This is a genomic window from Nocardia sp. NPDC019395, assembly GCF_040632335.1.
Classification (GTDB): Bacteria; Actinomycetota; Actinomycetes; order Mycobacteriales; family Mycobacteriaceae; genus Nocardia.
In genome coordinates this window covers 46,949-64,717 of the sequence record NZ_JBEYBT010000014.1, presented here as the reverse complement: position 1 = coordinate 64,717, position 17,769 = coordinate 46,949, and the positions used below count along the sequence as shown (strand labels likewise).

The 17,769-nt window shown below is 67.4% G+C and carries 19 protein-coding genes; 10 read left to right on the top strand and 9 right to left on the bottom strand.

What is annotated here, in order from left to right:
- Positions 1-11: 11 nt before the first annotated feature.
- The gene (locus ABZ827_RS24525) at positions 12-494 is read right to left on the bottom strand and encodes a DUF456 domain-containing protein (RefSeq protein WP_357240918.1); all 483 of its coding nucleotides are present in this window, start codon (positions 492-494) and stop codon (positions 12-14) included.
- A 63-nt stretch (positions 495-557) separates the two neighbouring features.
- On the opposite strand from ABZ827_RS24525, the gene ABZ827_RS24520 reads away from it, so the two are divergent.
- On the top strand, positions 558-1,421 hold the full coding sequence (locus ABZ827_RS24520; RefSeq protein ID WP_357240915.1) for an MOSC N-terminal beta barrel domain-containing protein: 864 nt from the start codon (positions 558-560) through the stop codon (positions 1,419-1,421).
- A gap of 82 nt (positions 1,422-1,503) precedes the next feature.
- Here the strand turns inward: ABZ827_RS24520 and ABZ827_RS24515 are convergent, their stop codons facing one another.
- A complete protein-coding gene (locus tag ABZ827_RS24515; protein WP_357240912.1) occupies positions 1,504-2,415 on the bottom strand; it encodes an aminoglycoside phosphotransferase family protein in 912 nt (303 codons plus the stop codon).
- Between the two features lie 150 nt (positions 2,416-2,565).
- Here ABZ827_RS24515 and ABZ827_RS24510 point away from each other — a divergent pair, with 150 nt between their 5' ends.
- Genes ABZ827_RS24510 through ABZ827_RS24500 form a run of 3 tightly spaced genes read left to right on the top strand, consistent with a single transcriptional unit; the run spans position 2,566 to position 4,575 of the window.
- The gene (locus ABZ827_RS24510) at positions 2,566-3,495 is read left to right on the top strand and encodes an ABC transporter ATP-binding protein (RefSeq protein ID WP_357240909.1); all 930 of its coding nucleotides are present in this window, start codon (positions 2,566-2,568) and stop codon (positions 3,493-3,495) included.
- A complete protein-coding gene (locus ABZ827_RS24505) occupies positions 3,492-4,343 on the top strand; it encodes an ABC transporter permease (RefSeq protein WP_357240906.1) in 852 nt (283 codons plus the stop codon). Before ABZ827_RS24510 ends, ABZ827_RS24505 begins: the two co-directional genes overlap by 4 nt.
- Positions 4,333-4,575 carry a helix-turn-helix transcriptional regulator gene (locus ABZ827_RS24500; protein WP_357240903.1) on the top strand — a complete coding sequence of 81 codons (243 nt, stop codon included), beginning with the start codon at positions 4,333-4,335 and terminating at the stop codon, positions 4,573-4,575. The genes ABZ827_RS24505 and ABZ827_RS24500 overlap by 11 nt, the downstream gene beginning before the upstream one ends.
- 76 nt (positions 4,576-4,651) lie before the next feature.
- On the opposite strand, the gene ABZ827_RS24495 is transcribed toward ABZ827_RS24500, so the two are convergent.
- Entirely contained in the window at positions 4,652-5,458 is an 807-nt protein-coding gene (locus tag ABZ827_RS24495) for an alpha/beta hydrolase (RefSeq protein ID WP_357240900.1), read from the bottom strand.
- Between the two features lie 52 nt (positions 5,459-5,510).
- On the bottom strand, positions 5,511-6,065 hold the full coding sequence (locus tag ABZ827_RS24490; protein ID WP_357241108.1) for a methylated-DNA--[protein]-cysteine S-methyltransferase: 555 nt from the start codon (positions 6,063-6,065) through the stop codon (positions 5,511-5,513).
- Positions 6,066-6,213: 148 nt separating this feature from the next.
- On the opposite strand from ABZ827_RS24490, the gene ABZ827_RS24485 reads away from it, so the two are divergent.
- A complete protein-coding gene (locus ABZ827_RS24485; protein WP_357240897.1) occupies positions 6,214-7,314 on the top strand; it encodes a CaiB/BaiF CoA-transferase family protein in 1,101 nt (366 codons plus the stop codon).
- Between the two features lie 542 nt (positions 7,315-7,856).
- On the opposite strand, the gene ABZ827_RS24480 is transcribed toward ABZ827_RS24485, so the two are convergent.
- Both ABZ827_RS24480 and ABZ827_RS24475 read right to left on the bottom strand, forming a co-directional pair.
- A complete protein-coding gene (locus ABZ827_RS24480) occupies positions 7,857-8,468 on the bottom strand; it encodes an ABC transporter permease (RefSeq protein WP_357240894.1) in 612 nt (203 codons plus the stop codon).
- 72 nt (positions 8,469-8,540) lie between these two features.
- Positions 8,541-9,587: a medium chain dehydrogenase/reductase family protein gene (locus ABZ827_RS24475; RefSeq protein ID WP_357240891.1), complete on the bottom strand. Its 1,047-nt coding sequence runs from the start codon at positions 9,585-9,587 to the stop codon at positions 8,541-8,543.
- Between the two features lie 107 nt (positions 9,588-9,694).
- Between ABZ827_RS24475 and ABZ827_RS24470 the strand changes: the two genes are divergently transcribed.
- From ABZ827_RS24470 to ABZ827_RS24450, 5 genes are all read left to right on the top strand, one after another.
- Positions 9,695-10,330 (top strand): TetR/AcrR family transcriptional regulator, encoded by a 636-nt coding sequence (locus ABZ827_RS24470; protein ID WP_357240888.1) that lies wholly within the window; start codon positions 9,695-9,697, stop codon positions 10,328-10,330.
- A gap of 162 nt (positions 10,331-10,492) precedes the next feature.
- Positions 10,493-10,789 (top strand): hypothetical protein, encoded by a 297-nt coding sequence (locus tag ABZ827_RS24465; protein WP_357240885.1) that lies wholly within the window; start codon positions 10,493-10,495, stop codon positions 10,787-10,789.
- Complete coding sequence (locus tag ABZ827_RS24460) at positions 10,786-12,117, top strand: hypothetical protein (RefSeq protein WP_357240882.1); 1,332 nt, start codon at positions 10,786-10,788, stop codon at positions 12,115-12,117. Before ABZ827_RS24465 ends, ABZ827_RS24460 begins: the two co-directional genes overlap by 4 nt.
- Positions 12,114-12,575: a hypothetical protein gene (locus tag ABZ827_RS24455; RefSeq protein ID WP_357240879.1), complete on the top strand. Its 462-nt coding sequence runs from the start codon at positions 12,114-12,116 to the stop codon at positions 12,573-12,575. Before ABZ827_RS24460 ends, ABZ827_RS24455 begins: the two co-directional genes overlap by 4 nt.
- 2 nt (positions 12,576-12,577) lie before the next feature.
- The gene (locus ABZ827_RS24450; protein WP_357240876.1) at positions 12,578-12,937 is read left to right on the top strand and encodes a hypothetical protein; all 360 of its coding nucleotides are present in this window, start codon (positions 12,578-12,580) and stop codon (positions 12,935-12,937) included.
- A gap of 40 nt (positions 12,938-12,977) precedes the next feature.
- Here the strand turns inward: ABZ827_RS24450 and ABZ827_RS24445 are convergent, their stop codons facing one another.
- Genes ABZ827_RS24445 through ABZ827_RS24435 form a run of 3 tightly spaced genes read right to left on the bottom strand, consistent with a single transcriptional unit; the run spans position 12,978 to position 17,751 of the window.
- Positions 12,978-15,341, bottom strand: coding sequence for a tetratricopeptide repeat protein (locus ABZ827_RS24445; protein WP_357240873.1), 2,364 nt, complete (start codon positions 15,339-15,341; stop codon positions 12,978-12,980).
- Between the two features lie 5 nt (positions 15,342-15,346).
- A complete protein-coding gene (locus ABZ827_RS24440) occupies positions 15,347-16,396 on the bottom strand; it encodes a glutamate ABC transporter substrate-binding protein (protein ID WP_357240870.1) in 1,050 nt (349 codons plus the stop codon).
- Complete coding sequence (locus tag ABZ827_RS24435) at positions 16,393-17,751, bottom strand: hypothetical protein (protein WP_357241105.1); 1,359 nt, start codon at positions 17,749-17,751, stop codon at positions 16,393-16,395. Before ABZ827_RS24435 ends, ABZ827_RS24440 begins: the two co-directional genes overlap by 4 nt.
- Positions 17,752-17,769: the final 18 nt, after the last annotated feature.

The window sequence follows — 17,769 nt, the reverse complement described above, 5'->3', positions numbered from 1 at the left end:
TGCCCCGGCAATCAGGCGGTGACGGCCCCGATCACCCAGACACCGCTCGCCAGTAGCGCGCCGAACAGTTCCACCAGGATCGACAGACCCACGCCTTTGATCGCGTGCTTGCTCGACACCCAGGCCTGCCGGTTGTCGGGGAACCGGGCCATCTCCGAGAGATACACCCCCACAACGAAACCCACGAACAGCCCGACCACCGGGATCACGAAGAACCCGGCGATCCCCGCGAGCCCACCCAGCAGCAGGGTCCGGTTGGGGATCCCCGCCTCCTTCAAATTTCGCCCGGGCCAGGTGTATTTCACGACTCCCGAGATCACCAGCAGCAGTGTGCTGATCCCCAGCACGGCCCACGCCGTAACCCCGCCGGTGAGGAATGCCCACACCGCGACCGCCGCGAAGATCAGGATCACCCCCGGCAGAATCGGCACCACGATGCCGACCAAGCCGACCAGAATCACCAGGCCGACCAGAATTTCACCCCATACGCTCACGGAACCAAAGTAGCCCGGATCCGAGTCCCACGCCGAAGCGAGGCCGGGTGCTCGATATCATCGATGGTCCGAAACGAGCGGGTTCCGGTGAACGGAGGCCGCGCAACGGAAGGATGGCTAGTGCAGATCACGGCACTGCGCCGGTATCCGGTGAAGTCCATGCTCGGCGAGGATGTCCAGGAACTGACGGTCGAGGAGAGCGGTGCCACCGGGGACCGGGCGCTGGCGGTGATCGACGTAGCCACCGGGCGTGTGGCCACCGCCAAACAGCCGCGACTGTGGCGGCGGTTGCTGCAATGTTCGGCTACAGGAGATCCGGGCAGGGTCCGTATCTCGTTGCCGGACGGGCGCACTACCACAGCGGACGGGGGCGCCGCGGACGATCTGTTGACCGAAATGCTCGGACGAGAGGTGCGCCTGGCCGGCCGTCGCCCCGAGGGCGCGGAAATGGAACGCCCGGACCCCGAAGATGTTCTGGCACACGGGGTCGACGCGACTCTGGACTACGCGACCCTGCCCGTCGCCGGCGGTACGCCGGGAGTGTCGTTCGTCGATTTCGCGGCGCTGCACATGATCACCACCGCCACCCTCGACCATCTCGGTATCGAGGCGCTGCGCTACCGGCCGAACCTGATTGTCGCCACTCCTGCGGGTTTTCCGCCGTTCGGCGAAAACGACTGGACCGGAAGAGAACTGAGCTTCGGCGGCGTGCGCTCGACGGCGATAACCCCCACTCCCCGCTGTGCGGTGCCGACGCTGGAGCACGGGGACCTGCCGCGCTCGCCACAGGCGGTCCGCCGCCCGATGGCCGAGAACCGGGTCGACGTCGATATCCCGGGGCTCGGCGCCTTGCCGTGTGTCGGGCTCTATCTATCGGTGACGCAGGGCGGCACCCTGCGCACCGGAGACCACCTGGAGATCGGCTGAGTACGGATTACGCCTGGCCGCGCGCGGATCGAGCCGCGGCGATCCCACCGCGCCGGGCCGGGCTGCCGGCTCCCCGGAGGGTCTACGCGAACGCCGCGCCCAGCGTGTCGAACGCTCGGATCAGCCATTCGGGTTCACCGTCGCGGCGACCCTGTAGCGACTCGCGGACTGCTCCGAGCTGGGTCCAGCGGCGCGCTCGGTCCCTGTTCAGTCCGGCTGCCGTGCAATAGATATCCAGGTATCGGTCGAGCATCGGCGCGGGGTCGGCCGAGGCCAGGACTGGGCCGAATCGTGGGCTCAGAATGACGTTGAGTGCCTCGTATGCCGGATCGCCGACATAGACTTTCGGATCGATCGCGAGCCAGGGTTCGCGATCGGCGGCCAGAATATTGGCATCGTGCAGGTCCCCGTGCACGAGCGTGCCGGGTTGGTCGGGGCCGAGGTCGTGCAGCGTCGCGATTGCCGTATCGAGCACCGGGTTCGGCAACGGATTGCCGAGAGATGCCGAAGCGGTGCGTATTTCCTGTTCCCAGTCTCCGATGGAATCGGAAAGCCTGGGCAGCCCCGCGGGCGCCGGTATCGACATGAGACGCGAGAGCCGGCCCTGGACGGCGAGAGCTTCCGCGGGGTCGTCGATATCTGCGAGCGTGCGGGTGCTCGCACGTTCCAGCAGCATGGCGTGGTTTTCGTCATCGCGTGCGTACAGCCGGACCGTGCCGGCGCCGTCCCAGGCGGCGTATGCGTCCGCTTCGTAGCGATCGGCGTAACCGGGAAACGACACTTTGACGACCGCGGGCGGCAGACCGGCGCGCCGCACGGGTAGCACGACGCCCACCCGGCCGTGGAGCACCGGCCCGTCTGGGTGGCACCGCCAGCGTTTCAGCAGTTCTCCGAGCCTGCCGGGCAGCGATGCGAGCCAGGTTCGGCCGGGTTCGCCGGTGTCCGCGATCAGCCGGTGAGCGAACTTCTCCGGTACCTCGAACAAATCGAACATCCTCCCGGGTAGTAGCTGCGCGACGGTACGTCAGCGACGTGCGGTGAGTTTGCCTATACCGTTCAGTATGCCTTTGTGCTCGGAGTATTGCCCCATCGATATGTAGTACGTATGCTACAAATCATCGAAGGTGGGCGATTGGGAGGTCTCATGGCTTCGGGTGACGGCGTAGTACTCGATATCGCGGCGCTGCGAATGCGCTACGACACCACCGAGGTATTGCGCGATGTGACATTCCAGGCCCGGCGGGGGGAGGTGTTGGTGATGCTCGGCCCGAACGGTGCCGGCAAGACCACCACCATCGAGATTCTGGAGGGGTTTCGCACGCGGTCGGCGGGAGATGTCACCGTGCTGGGTGTGGACCCGGCGGCCGGTGACGAAAGCTGGCGCGCCCGCATCGGTGTGGTGCTGCAATCCTGGCGCGACCACGCCAAATGGCGGGTGCGCGAACTGCTCGACCACCTCGGCACCTACTACCGGCCGTACTCCGATGATCGTGCCCGAAAGCCTTGGGACACCGGCGAACTCCTCGAACTCGTCGGGCTCACCGAGCACGCGGGCGCCAAGATCTCCACATTGTCCGGCGGTCAGCGTCGCCGGCTGGATGTGGCGATCGGCATCGTCGGCCGGCCGGAAGTGCTGTTCATGGACGAACCCACCGCCGGTTTCGACCCCGCGGCCCGCCGCGATTTCCATGACCTCGTGCACCGCCTGGCCGACCTCGAGGACACCACAGTGCTGCTCACGACCCATGACCTCGACGAAGCGGAGAAGCTCGCCGACCGGATCCTGATCCTGGCCGGTGGGCGGATCATCGCCGACGGTTCGGCCGACGAACTGTCCCGCAGTATCACCGGCGAAGCCGAGGTGCGCTGGACCGTCGGGGATCAGCGTTTCGTGCACACCACCACGGAGTCCACGAAATACGTGCACGAACTGTTCAAACAACACGGCGACCGGATCGGCGAACTCGAGGTCCGCCGGGCATCGCTCGAGGACACATATATGACGCTGGTCCGACGCCACGAATCCGGTGAGCCCGGGGAAGCGGTCCACACTCTCGCGGAGGTCACCCGATGAATCCCACCGCCACCGCCGTCCGGGCCGGGTTCGCCCGCGGCTGGATCGAGCTCCGGCAGATGTACCTCAGCGCCCCCGATCTGATCGGCCAATTCCTGACCCCCGCTATTTCGCTCGCGGCGCTGTACCTGTTGCGCAACCGGGAGTACGCGGGCAGTGAACTGTCGATCGCCGAGCTCGCGCTACCCGGTTTGATCGGCAGCATCATCGCCTTCAACGGCCTGTTCGCGATCACCAACGTGCTGGTGCTCGACCGCGAGGACGGCACCCTGCTGCGGGCCAAGGCGATACCCAACGGTATGGCCGGCTATTTCGTCGGCAAGATCGCCGCCGCCGCCGGATCGGTTCTCGTACAGGTTCTCGTCGTGCTGGCCGCCGGCATGCTGATCATCGGCGGCTCGTCGCTCGACGGGGTGGGCGCGTGGCTGACTTTCGCCTGGGTCGTACTGCTCGGTCTGCTCGCCACACTGCCGTCCGGCGCGATCCTGGGCGGCGTCCTCGAGGGGCCCCGCGCGACCTTCCTGCTGACGATGCCGCTCATGGGTCTTATCGCGATCTCCGGCATCTTCTACCCGGTCACGGCGCTGCCGGGCTGGTTGCAGGCCGTGGCCCAGGTGTTCCCGATGTACTGGGCGGGTCTCGGTATGCGCTCGGCCCTGCTGCCGCCGGACGCGGTGGCCATCGAGATCGGCCGATCCTGGCGGCATCTCGAAACAGCGGCCGTACTGGGGGTATGGGCCGTCGTGGGCCTGCTGATCGCGCCGGTAGTGTTGCGACGCATGGCGCGTCACGAATCAGGGTCGAGTATGGCCGCCCGGCGGGAGAAGGCGATGCAGCGTGCCTTCTGAGGTCATCTACAACCGCATCGCGATGCTGCGCGCCGAGCGCGGTATCTCGCGGCGGCAGCTGGCCGAGGCGCTGGGCGTCCACTACCAGACGGTGGGTTACCTCGAACGCGGCGAATACAGCCCCAGCCTGCATCTGGCGTTGCGGATCTCCGCGTACTTCGAGGTGGCGGTGGAGGTCGTGTTCTCCACCGAACCTTTCCCCCGGCTGGGTTCGGGCACCGAAACGGCCTGATCGGGTGGGCGGGCACGCGGTCCGATCACGGTACGCCCGCCGGAAGGGTGCGGGTGCCCGAGAGGGTTCGGGGTGGTCAGTACAGGAAATCCGCGAGCACGCCCGCCACGGCCTCGGGAACAGTCGTCGGCGCGAAATGCATTTGATCCGGAAATGTTTCGATGGTGGCCCGGGGCATCACGGCCGCGAGCCGTTCGACGGTTTCCGGCATCGGTTCCCAGGTATCCGAACCCCGCATCAGCAGCGTCGGCACTGTCACCGAGGACCAGCGATCCAGGTAGAGGGTGTCCGCGACCAGCGACTCGAGGTCCCGGCTCCAGCCGTAGGAGTCGTCGTGGGTGTCCTCGTCCGCGCCGGCGGCCTCTTCCAGCCCGTCGAGCATCGCCGACGGAATGCGGGCCACCTTCTCGGCCAGTAGCCGATCGGACTGTTTGCGGTCGCCGCTCGCCGCCAATCGCTCGAACCGGGACAGTACGGGGGCGAGTTCCGCACCGGCCGCGTACAGCGGCGGCTCCCAGAGGGCCAGTGAGCGGACCGGGAGCCCGGACGCGGCCGCGTGCAGGGCCACGATCGCGCCGTACGACATGCCGACCAGATGGGCGGGCCGGCCGATCATGCCGATGATCGCTTCCAGATCACGCACCTCGTCGGCGAAGGATTTCGGGGCGTGTCCCGGCCCGCTCGGTGCGTACCCGCGGCGGGCCGGTAACCAGAGATCGAACCGGTCCGGGAGGTATTCGGCCACCGGCTGCCAGGAATGCAGCCCGCCGCCGGAACCGTGAATCATGATCACCGGCGAGCCGGTACCGGCCCGGTGGTAGCAGATCATGGTCCCGTCGAACGACGCGAAGGTCGTGGGCGGCACGTTCGTGAACAACGGCATGGGCCTACTCTCGCAAAGTCCGCCCCACCCCTCCAGCGCATTCTCGTCTCGATCAGAAGAGCGTCGGTTCGCCGAAGCCCGTGGTCCGTTCGATGGCGAGCAGACGCTGTTTGGTTTCGATACCGCCGGGTGCGGAGAAACCGTGCAGTGCGTGGTCGGCCGCCAGGACGCGGTGGCAGGGGATGATCAGCGGGATCGGGTTGCGGCCGAGCGCCTGGCCGACGGCTTGGGCGGCGCCCGGGGCGCCGATCCGGTCGGCGACCTCGCCGTAGCTGAGTGTGCGGCCCGGGTCGATGGCGCGGGTGACGGTGTAGACGGCGCGGTGGAAATCCGGCAGACCGGTGAGGTCGAGCTGGATCCAGCGGAGGTCGTCGAGGTCGCCGTCGAGGTGGGCGCGGATCCGGGTGAGCACGTCCGCGCGGGAGCCTGTGGTGGGGGCGGGGAGCCAGCGGGCGTCGTCGCCCATGAGCCGTGCCGGGGTGGTCAGCGGGTTGTGGCCGGGGAGGTGGAACCGGGCCACCGCGTCGTCGCGCCAGGCGATGGCGCAGCGGCCGATCGCGGTATCGAAATCCGTCGCGTCGAGCGGGGCGAGCGTGGGGCCGGGCATATCGACAGTCTGCCCGCACCCACCGACAGCTGCGGAAACAGGATTGTCCGAACCGAGACCGTGACGTTGCGCCCCTGTTGTCATACTGTCAATATGTCCGCGGGCGGCCGCGGGCGGACACTGGATCGACGACGAACCGAGGTAAGGCGTGAGTACACCATCCACCGCCACCAAGCAGGGCCCGCTGGCGGGCATTCGCGTGATCGAACTGGCCGGGATCGGTCCGGGGCCGCATGCCGCATTGCTGCTCGCCGACCTCGGCGCCGATGTGGTGCGGATCCAGCGGGCCGGTCAGCTCCCTGGCGGTGCCGACCGTCCCACGCTGCGCGGCCGCACCGTCGTGGAGGCGAACCTGAAGGATCCGGCGGATATCGAGAAGGTGCTGGGCCTGGTGGAGCGGGCGGATGTGCTGCTCGAAGGGTTCCGTCCGGGCGTCACCGAGCGGATGGGACTGGGGCCCGACGCCGCCCTGGAACGTAATCCGCGCCTGGTCTATGGGCGGATGACGGGCTGGGGTCAGTTCGGTCCGCTGGCCGACCGCGCCGGACACGACATCAACTACATCAGTCTTACCGGTGTCCTGCACGCCATCGGCCGCAAGGGCGAACGCCCGGTACCGCCGCTGAACATGGTCGGCGATTTCGGTGGCGGTTCGATGTTCCTGGTCTTCGGTGTGCTCGCTGCCCTGGTGGAACGCCAGAATTCCGGTAAGGGTCAGGTTATCGACGCCGCCATGATCGACGGCACCCTGGCCCTGTCGCAGATGATCTGGGCCTTCCGCGGAATGGGCGCGTGGAGTTCCGAGCGCGGCACCAACCTCCTCGATACCGGTATGTCGTTCTACGACACCTACGAAACCTCCGACGGCAAATACATGGCGGTCGGCGCGATCGAACCGCAGTTCTACGCCGAGCTGCTGTCCGGTCTCGGTATCGACCCCGAGGGACTGCCGTTCCAGATGGATCCCGCCGGTCAAGACGAGCTGAAGAAACTCTTCACCGAGAAGTTCCGCAGCAAGACCCGCGACGAATGGGCCGAAATCTTCACCGGAACCGACGCCTGCGTCACCCCGGTGCTCACCTTCGAGGAAGCGACCGAGAACGACCATATCGCCGCCCGCGGTTCGCTGATCGAACTGGAGAAGGTCACTCAGCACGCCCCGGCCCCGCGCTTCTCCCGCACCCCCAGCGGCACCCCGACCCCACCCCCGACCGAGCCGACATCGATCGATTCGGTCTGGACGGACTGAAAAGACACGTAAACGCCGCGCTTCCCGAGGCAGCCGACCGGCACCGCCGGGTCGTTGCCATCGCACGTACGCGCGAGATGGTCGCCGAAGGCGAGATCGATCTCGATCTCTGCTCACCACGCTCGTCATCCCCGGCGGATCCACCTGCTCCTGCCGGCTGACAACCCGTGGACCGACCGCGAGTTACTACCGCAGATGTTACTAACAATTATGTTAGTAACATCTGTTGGTGCATGGACGGTCGGTGTTCCGGTAGCCGACCGAAAGATGCGGTCGCACGACGCTCGCGCACCACCCTTCGTCCTCCACCACCACCTTCGAGGTTCGGTGCAGATCAGCCGATTCTGTCCGCGGGTGTCAGGATTGTGCGCATCCAGTCGAGGGTGTGGTGCAGGCCCGCGTGTAGTCCGATGGTGGGCGTAGTGCCGAGCTGTTCACGGGTGCGTGTGAGGTCGGGGGCGACGGTGGCGGGTTCCGTTGGGCCGTCGGCAATTCGGGACGCGTACGGTCGTGCCGTGTGCGTCCCGAATGCTCAATTCCGGTCAATCACTGTGTGGGAGAGAGGTACCGGTGAGGCGGCGGAATTCGAGGACGGTGGCGACCGCGTAGCCGATACCTCCGGCGATAGTGAGGACCCAGAAGGGGCCGGGTGTGCTGAAGCAGAGTGCGACGGCGGCGACCAGGGCGAGCCAGGCGCCGACGCTGTAGTGCAGGGTGTTGCGGCGTGCGGCGCCTTCGCTGAGGTAGATCAGGCCGACGATAAGACTGGATCCGGCGGGCCAGAGAATGTTCTGCAGATCGGGAAGATTCAGGGCGGATGTGAGGCCGGTGATGGCGACGGCCAGGGCGGCGAAACCGATGATCCAGGACAGGCCGAGGAGTTTGCCGGTGTGGGCTTCGGATTCGGCGGCGCCGAGCTGGGCGCGCAGGGCGGCGAGGGTGGCGCATACCGTGCCGATCGCGAGACCGATTCCGAGCAGGGTTATCGGTAGCCACTCGGGCAGAATCAGTACAGGGCTGGGGCCCTTGGAGAGCGCGGCGGATCCGTGTCCGACGACGTAGGCGAGTCCGAAGCTGATGTAAGTGGCGCGGTTGTCGACATCGCCGGGGCGGGCGGCGGGCGCGATGCGGGTGGTGGCGGTGGCGGTGCTCATGGCAGTTCGTCTCCGGGTTCGAGATGCGGTTCGGCGGATGTGAGATTCGTGGGTGGGAGAAACCGGCAGTGGTCACGCGTCGGGGACGAGGACAACTTTCCCGGTGACCGTGCGTGATTCGGCGAGGCTCAGCGCCGAACCTGCCTCGGACAGTGGGAATTCCGCGGCGATCTGTGCGGTGAGCACGCCGTCGGCCAGCAGTCGCAGGACCTGTGTGAGGTCCGCACGCAGACGGCTGCGGAAGGAATCGAGGCGGCGTTTGCCGGCCCAGAAGTTGTAGAAGCGTGCGCTCTTGCCGTTGGGCAGGTAGTTCCAGAGTGCCAGTTGCGCGAACAGTTTCAGTACGGGCAGTTGCGAATTGCCCTCGGTGTCCTTTGTCGCCGCGGTGCCGTAGGAAACCAGTGTTCCGCCCCGGCGCAGCAACTTCCACGACTCCGCTATCGCGGCACCGCCGACGTGATCGAATACCGCGTCGACACCGTCGGGCGCGATCTCGGAGATGCGCTGATACATCTGCGGATCGCGGTAGTCGACCGGGATCGCGCCCAGTTCGCGCACCGCCGTGTGGTGGCGCGGGGAGGCTGTGCCGATCACCGTGATCCCGTGGTGCCGGGCCAGCTGTACGAGCGTCGATCCGACACCACCGTTGGCACCCAGCACCACGATCGTGCCACCGGAACGCACCCCGGCGGTGCGGTGCAGCATCTGCCAGGCCGTGACGCCGTTGACCACTACGGTTTCGGCGGCGGCCGCAGTCACGCCGTCCGGTACCGCCACCAGGTCGGCAGCATCCAGGAGCAGTGAACTGGCCCAGGCGCCGACTTTGGTGACCGCGGCGAACCGGCGACCGATCAGGCCGGTATCCACCCCGGGGCCGGTGGCGGTCACCGTGCCCACCACGTCGTACCCGGGCACGAACGGGAACGGCGGCTGGTCGAAGTACTTGCCGCGGCGCATCTGCTGTTCGGCGAACGAGACACCGGTCGCGTCGAGGCGCAACACGACCTGGCCGGCGGCGGGCGCGGGGAGTTCGCGAGTGGTGACCTGGAGGCCGTCCGGTTCGACCTTGCCCGGCAGGACGATCTCGGTGATTCGGCTGGTGACAGTGTTGCTGTCCATGGTGGTGTCCGATCCTCTGGGTTGCGATAACGCTCGTAAGGTTACGGCTGTTAGGTGAATTTACGCAAGAGCTAACACCTGTAAGTTTTGTTCTGTAAGGTGACGGTATGCGAGAGGAAAAAACAGCGACACCTATCCGTACTCGCAACCGTCGAGGGGAGGGGGGCCGGTTGCGCGACGAGATCGTGGCCGCGGCGGTCGAACTGCTGGACGAGACCGGCGAGGAAAGCGCCATAACCCTGCGCTCCGTCGCCCGCCGCGCCGGGATCGCCGCGCCCTCGATCTATCGCCACTTCCCCGACCAGCCCGCCATCATGCTGGCCGTGGTGCGCAATGCCTTCGACGAGCTGGACGAACAGTTGCGCACCGCGCTGACCGCCGCCGACTCACCCCGGGAGCGGCTGCTGGCCGTGAGCCGCAGTTATCTGGAGTTCGCCGCGACCCGGCCCGGGCGCTACCGGGCCATGTTCGCCGGGGTCTGGATACCCGATCTGTCCCAGGGCTCGGTGACCCGCGACGATATGGCCACGCTCGGTCAGGAGAGCCTGCGGTTGTTCGCCGGAGCCTTCGGGGACTGTGTCACCGCCGGCTGCGCGACCAGTACCGATGTCCTGGCGGATACGGTCGCGCTATGGCTCGGCCTGCACGGACTCGCTCACCAGCGCATGGTCTCCCCGTCGTTCCCCTGGCCACCGGATATCGCCGACCGCGTCATCACGACGCTCGCGCACCTCACCGGGTGACCTGCCGGAGTTACGGCGGCACGTGACCTGTCGCGCTCCCCGGCGGCCATATGGACCGTTCACTCAACCGTCACCACCGCGAGGTCGCGGTTTCAGCGGCTGTTCCCTCCGATTCGTACGGTGGAGATCTCAGTGCGAGTACGGAATTCGAGGGACGGGGCCATGACGGATATCGTGCAGGCCGATACCGATGCTCTGCGTGGTCTCGGCAAGGATCTGTCCGGCCACGCCGACGTTATCGACGAGCTGAAGCTGGAAAAGACTGTCACGATGCCGGGGTCGCCGGTGCAGGCTGTCGCGGTCGACGTCGGCGAGGCAGCGCTCGCGGCGTTCCGAGCTCTCAGTCGGAACATAGCCCAGATGTCGCATGCGGCCACCGCGGGGGCGAAATCGTACGAAGAGCTCGAGCGGCGGTTCAGCGATCACTTCGAGCGGCTGCGGGGCGAGCTGCCCTCGTGACGACCATCGCCCATGTCCGAGGGTGCGTACCCACCTCGATGGGGACCTTCGGATCCGAACTGCATGCCCGGAATGCCGATTTCATCGAGCACGTCGACCAGATGGGCCGTGATGTCGCCGACGTGGTCCAGCACTGGCGCGGTGCGGGCGCGACGGCGGCTTCGGCCCGCGCGCTCGGCGAGCGGATGGCGGCCACCAATATCGATGAGGTCGCCGCGGCCCTGGTAGTCCTGTTCGACAGCTACGGCAAACAGCTGGACGGAACGAGAACCACTCTGCTGAACGTTGTCGACAAAGAGGCGGCGGGTGCGGGTATGGCAGTGGCCGACGACGGTTCGGTGACTGCGCCGCAGTATCCGCAGAGCGGGACCCTGGTCGGCCAGATCATGCAGTCACGGCTCGTCCAGCAGGCCGCGGACTTCGAGGCCGAGATCAAGGGCCTGCTGAAATCGTTCGGCGACGACGAAAAGCAGGCCGCCGATATGCTCCAGCAGGGTGTCGGCTTCCTGAAGATCCTGCAGAAGGCGCCGACGACGCCGATGTACTCGGCGGACGGGCGCTACAAGCTCGGTGCGCCCGAACGGCCCGGCCTCGAACACGACGACACCTTTCTCTACAACACGAAGGAAGGCACATTCGACGACTGGTTGAGCAAGGTGTCCTGGCAGGGCAAGCTGCTCGGCGGCGAGATGATCCGGTCGGACCTCGACGACGCGACCGCGATGTACGCCCACTACTGGGACAACGACGGCAAGCCCATCGGATTCGATTTCAGCGAGGCCTACCGTGAGGACGGTGCCATCAAGGACGCGGTCGACGACGAAATCCGCCGATCGGCCGCCGCGGCCGATATGTTCGCCCGGGCGGGCAACAAGGAATTCCGGATGACCGGCAAGCCCACCTCCATCGGGAAGGACACCGCGTATCCGGAAACCGAGAACTGGCAGAAAGCGGTCGGCGGATACCAGCAGTGGAGCAGCTCGAACGTCCGAGTCGAGGGCAACCGCGTCACCATGGACGTCACGGTCAACGCCGATGACTACTACAACTTCGACAAGGGAAAATCGGATATGGCCACCGGAGCCTCGGACCAGGAAAACGGCCGGTTCGCCGAGGTCGGCTGGGCCAGACCGTTCGAATCGCACGGCAGCTTGACACGGACCATCTCCTGGGAGATGGGTAACCCGCCCGCCCATGCGGACAGCGGGGGAACCTCGGATCCGGAACGGAACGCCGGCCGGGAGGATCGCACCGACAACCGGGATTCCGGTGACGGCAAACGCGCCCCGGACAACAACCGAGACACAGGGGGCACGCGTCCGAAATGAAACCGACGTTACGACTGTGCGCGGCCGCTGCCCTCACCCTGGCTCTGTCGGCGCCGCTCGGCTGCGGCGACAAGCCGCCAGACGTGGTCGTCCGGCACGACGCCGAGCCGCTGGTGAAATATTTCCCGGCCATCGGCGCGCCGGTCGCGGTCTCCTGGGTCGAGCGGGACAACGAGTCGGGCCGGGCACCGGGGCCGAGCATCTACTGGATCGATGCGGTCGTGGAACTCGCGCCGGATACCGCGGCGGAGCTGCGCGAAACCCACGTGCCCACCCAGCCGGTGGATCGGCCCCCGCTCGAGGGGCCGTTGCAGTCCGAGATCCCCGCGGGCACCTACCTGTCCGGCCACGATCTCGATATCGCTCTGCGCAGGTCCGAAGCGTGGGGCGGCGGTGCGACCGGCTACCTCCATCGGGACCGGCCGGTGCTGGTCCTGCAAGCCTCGACGGGCGGTTGAGTATGACGGGACCCTACGACGAACTCGGGCTGAAAGTGCAACGGGCACAATATGAGCTGGAACGGATTCGCGGTGTCGGCACCGTACGCGGGGTCACCGTCGTAGTCGACGCCGAGAACCGCCTGCTCGCCGTCCACGCGCCCAACGGCACAGCGATCCACGCCGCCTACCGGGCCGCGTTGGCGGATAAGGAGCCGCAGGTGGTCGCGGCGATGCGGGAGCTGTCTGCCGACCCGCAGGTGCAATCGGTGCAGTTCTTCGCCGAGGCGAATACCGCTCGGCTGGAGGCCGAGCGGCACGCTCGGGCAGAGTCCGAGGAGGAGGGCGGCGCCATAGGCCGCTTCTTCGAAGACAGTTGGTGAACCGGACTCATCCATTGCGTCGGTGCTTCCGGAGATTCGTTCAGAACCAGGTGGTGGGGCGGAGGTAGTTCGCCAGGTCTACGAGGGCGTAGCGGTGGCGGCGGCCGGGGGCCAGCCGGGCCAGGGTGCGCAGACCCCTTTCCGCGCCGTCACGTAGCGCGTTCTCGGTGAACGCGACACCAGTGAACGGTGGGCGAGGTTGTTCCGGGGTGTTGCCGGCTTGCAGCCAGGCCAGTGCGCTGCCGAGGGCGATGACCCGCAGCTGTACCGCCCGGCGTTCATCCTGGGGGAGTGCCTCTACCCGGGCGCCGGCCTTGCGGAGGGTTCGTTCGGACAACTCCCCGACGGGCGCGCTGGTCAGCAGGAGCAGGACGGCGGTCATCCGGGCGGTGGTGAAATAGCGTGAGGAGGCGGGCACTTCGTCCAGCGCGGCGACCGCCTCCGCGTAGCGTCCGGTGGCCGAGAGCAGGCGGGCGAGGCCGAACGCGGCGCTCACCAGGCCGTGGTCGGTGCGCCAGGCGGTGGCGTAGAAGTTCTCGGCGTAGGCGCGCCAGGCCTTGGTCTCGTCCGGATGCCAGTGCTGGAGTACGAGTTCGGCGGTGGCGGCCAGGGCCAGTTTGGGCGGCAGCTCACCCGGCAGCACGCGCAGGACGGCGTCGAAGGCGGAATAGGCTTTCTCGTAATCGTTCTCACGCAACCCGGCCAGACCCGTGTACCAGTCGATCCGCCAATCGCGCCGGTTCGCCCGCGGGATCGCGTCGAGCAGTTCGGTGGCGTCGTGGATCCGGTCCAGGTCCAGCAGGATCCGGGCTTCGGCCAGTCGCAACTCCAGTTCCAGGCTCTCCGGTGCCGCCGCCGGATCCTGGGCCAGTTGCTCGCGCGCTTCGTGCAGTGCCGCCAATGCCTGATCCGGATCTGCCTGTAGGGAGTCCGACAGCCGGCGAGCGACGGGGTCGGCGGGTGACGGGAGGGGGATCGGCAGCGCGGCCGCGATATCGGCGGCGTCGAGCGCGGTGTCGTGGCCGACGCCGTCGGCGTAGGCATCGGTCTGGCCGATCAATTGTTCGGTGCCGAACGCGGTGCGCTGTTTACCGAACACCACCGAACGGTGCGGATGTTCGGTTCCGGTGTCGAGCGCGAGGATCTCGCGCAAAACTCCGGACAGCTGATCGGCCATCGCGCCGGCCGAAGGGAATCGGCGGTCGGGTTCCGGGTCGGTGGCGCACAGCAGCAGGCGATGGAACGATTCGTACTGCGCCAGGATCGGTTCGTCCTCCGGCGTCGGCAGACCGTCGCGGTAAGCGCCGTTCTCGGTGGGAATATCCAGGGTCAGCACGGCCAGCGTCCGGCCCACGGTGTAGATATCGGAGGCGACGGTGGGACCGGTCCGGGCGATTTCCGGAGCCTGGAAACCTCTCGTGCCGTACAGATTTCCGTAGGCCTCGATCGGGGCGACAGCACCGAGATCCAGCAGCTTCACCTGATCCTCGGTGACCATGATGTTGTCGGGCTTGAGGTCGTTGTAGGTGAGCTCGGTGGCGTGCAGGTAGTCGAGAGCGGGCAGAACCTCGAGCACATAGGCGATCGCCTGCGCCACCGGAATCCGTTCGGGGCGGGGATGATCGTCGAGCATACTGCGCAGCGAACGGCCGCCCACGTACTCCATGACGATGAACCCGATCGGCTCGCCGCCGGGCGGTAGGTGTTCGACGAAATTGTGGATCTTGACGATACCCGGATGCGCGACCTCGGCGAGGAACTCGCGTTCGGCCACGGCCACGGCCTGGGCCTCGATATCCTCCGCGTGCAGCAGACCCTTGAGCACCACCCAGCGGTCGCTGACATTCCGGTCGATGGCCAGATAGATCCAGCCCAGCCCGCCGTGCGCGAGACAACCCTGGATTTCGTACTGGCCGGCGACCATATCGCCGGGCCGCAGGGTCGGGCGGAAGTCATAGGCCGCCCCGCAATTCGCGCAAGTGCCGCGGGTGGTTCCCGGCCCGCTCGCGCTCGTCCGGCCGACGGGTTTTCCGCACCGCCAGCAGAATCGTTTCCCTTCCGCCACCACCGGATCGGCCAGCACGGCCTGGGTGGGGTCGGCGGGTTCGATGGGCGGGATCTCGACCAGACCGGCGACAAGCGTGCGCACGACAGGCCGGGAACGTGCGGTCCGGGTACTGCGTCCGGTCCGGACCTGGCCGCCGCTGACCCGGCCCGAACCGAGACTGGTCGCGGCCCACGGCTCCCCGGCCGCCACAGCCGCGGTGCCGGGGATCGCCTCGGTACCGGGGTTTTCCCCGGTGCCGGACTCCCCGGGCTGCCGGGTGACGTCGAGTGCGCTGGTTTCCGGCGGTTCCGGGTCGTCAGCGGACCCGCGCCGGTTGCCGGACTCGTCCGTTGTCACGGTGATCAGTCCCGATAGACCGGCTGCGGAGGTGCGGGCGTCGGTCCCAGGACCCTGAGCCACTGGGTGTAGAGCCGGCTCCAGGTTCCGTCGGCACGGATCCGGTCCAGCGTGCCGTTGACGAACCGTACGAGATCCTGGTCGTCCTTGGGGATACCGATCCCGTAGGGCTCCTCGCTGATACTCGGGCCCACCAGTTCGGTATGCGGGTCCTGTTCCGCGAGCCCGGCCAGGATCGCGTCATCGGTACTCACCGCGTCCACCTGGCGCTGCTGTAGAACCACCAGGCAGTCGGCCCAGGTGGGCACGGTGAGAATGGACGCGTCGGGCTGGATCCGGCTGATGTGCTCGAGCGAAGTGGTGCCGCGGATCGTGCACACCCGTTTGCCCGCGAGATCTTTCAGGCTGTTGATCCCGGAATTCTGGACGGCCAGAACTCGCTGGTGGGCCTGCAGGTACGTCGTCGAGAACGCCACCCGCTGCAACCGGGCACAGGTGACCGTCATCGTTTTCACGACCATATCGACCCGGCGGTCCACCAGCGCAGCCTCCCGCTCCTCCGAGCCGAGGCTGCGGTATTCGATGCGGTCGGGATCGCCGAACAGGTCGCGGGCCACCTCACGCGCGATATCGGCGTCGAATCCGACGATCACACCGCTGTTGGGGTCGCGGAAACTGAACAGGTTACTGCCGGTGTCCAATCCGACGACCAGCCGGCCACGGGCACGGATACGGTCCAGCGCGGCCCCCGTGGCTGCCGGTCCGGCGGGGCGCAGGCTCGCGGTCGGATCACCGCAATTCGGATCGTCGGGCACCTGCACGGGACCGTCCGCCGCTATCGCGGTCGCCTGCGCGGGCAGGGGCGGCTCGGCGTAGTCGCCGTGCGGTGTCTCACTGTGCGGACCCGGTCCGGTGGCGCAGCCGGCCAGGAGCAGCGCGGTGCAGGCGATCCCGGCCCGTAGCGGCCAGGAACGGCCCGTTCGCCGCGATCCGGTTCGCGTCGCGGCCGATCGGCGCGGGGCCGCCGGCCGGAGCGGGTTGCGCGCAGGTCTCATCGATACTCCCGCAGTCTCGGCCAAATTCCGAAGGCGATATACGCCGCGGCCGCGATACCGAGGATCACCGCGCCGGGCGCCAGATAGTCGAGTACCCGTGCGCTGTGGAAAATATTGCTGCGCAGGGTTTCCCGAGTTTCGGTGATACCGGCACCCAGGGCGTTGTCCAATGCTTCCACGTGGACGGTCGCGTTCTCGGCACCGGGCCCGGTGGCGATCGTAGCGGCGCGGGCGAACTCGCCGCGGTTCAGTGTGTCGTTCATCCGCTGGTGTGCCGCCAGCCAGTGCAGTAACGCGGCGCGTGCCTCGGTGGTCGCGTGGTCGGTATGTCCGGCGAGCAGTTCGTTGAGCCGGGTGATGTTCGCGTCGAACGCGTGGTCGTAATCGCCGGTGGTATCACGCCGCACCAGTTTCAGGGTTTCCGCGGAACGCGCCTGCTGCGCCAGGATCCGGCCCTCGGTGAGCCGGGCGGCCGGAACCGTACCGTCGGAGCGGCCGGTGGACATCGCCGCGGCCGATACGGATCCGGCGATCACCGTCCACAGCAGCAGGATCAGTACCGCGCCCGAAGCCAGGAGCAGACCGGGGTTGAACGTCCGGTGCCAGCGCTGCGCCAGCAGGCGCTGCGCCCAGACCAGTCCGCCCAGCGCCGCTACGAGCAGGAGAATCGCGGGCCACGGTGGCCGGACATGCCGGTCCTGCGCGCTGTCCACGGCGTCCGCGCGCCGGTCGTAGAGCTGCTCGGCCACCGGCAGCAGCTGCATCTGCATCTCGTGTGACGCCTCGCTCAGATACGCGGCGCCGACCGGGTTTCCCTCTCGATTGTTCGCTCGCGCCGTCTCCACCAGACCCGAGTAGACCGGTAGCCCGGAGCCGATGCGGTTGCGCTGCCGATCGTCCTCCTCGCCGTCGCTGGACAGCGTCACCAGTTCGGCGCCGGCCTCGCCCAGGGCTTGGCTGTAGCGGTCGCGTACCTGCTCGGGTTCCAGACCGCCCGATATGAACGCCGTCGCCGCGGCGGCGTCCGCGACCGAGAGCGATGTGTAGAGGCGGTGCGCGGCATTGGCGTCGGGCTCGGTGTCGGCGAGCAGGATATCGAGGTCGCTCTGCCGGTCGTGCACGGTTGCCGCGGTGATCGCGCCGGATCCCAGGCACAGCACGACAAGTAGCAGCCCGATACCGATCAGTCGTCCCGGTGAGGATTGCGCGAACAGGCGTACGCGCGCCGGATCCACCCACTTCCAGGCCATTTCGACCCTGGGCCGCACCGAGTCGCTCCACCCGGGAGCGGGCACCGGTTCCGGCTGGGCCGGTTCGGGTTCGGAGACCACCCGATCCACCGCCGACCGAGTCATGTCCACCCTCCAACTCTG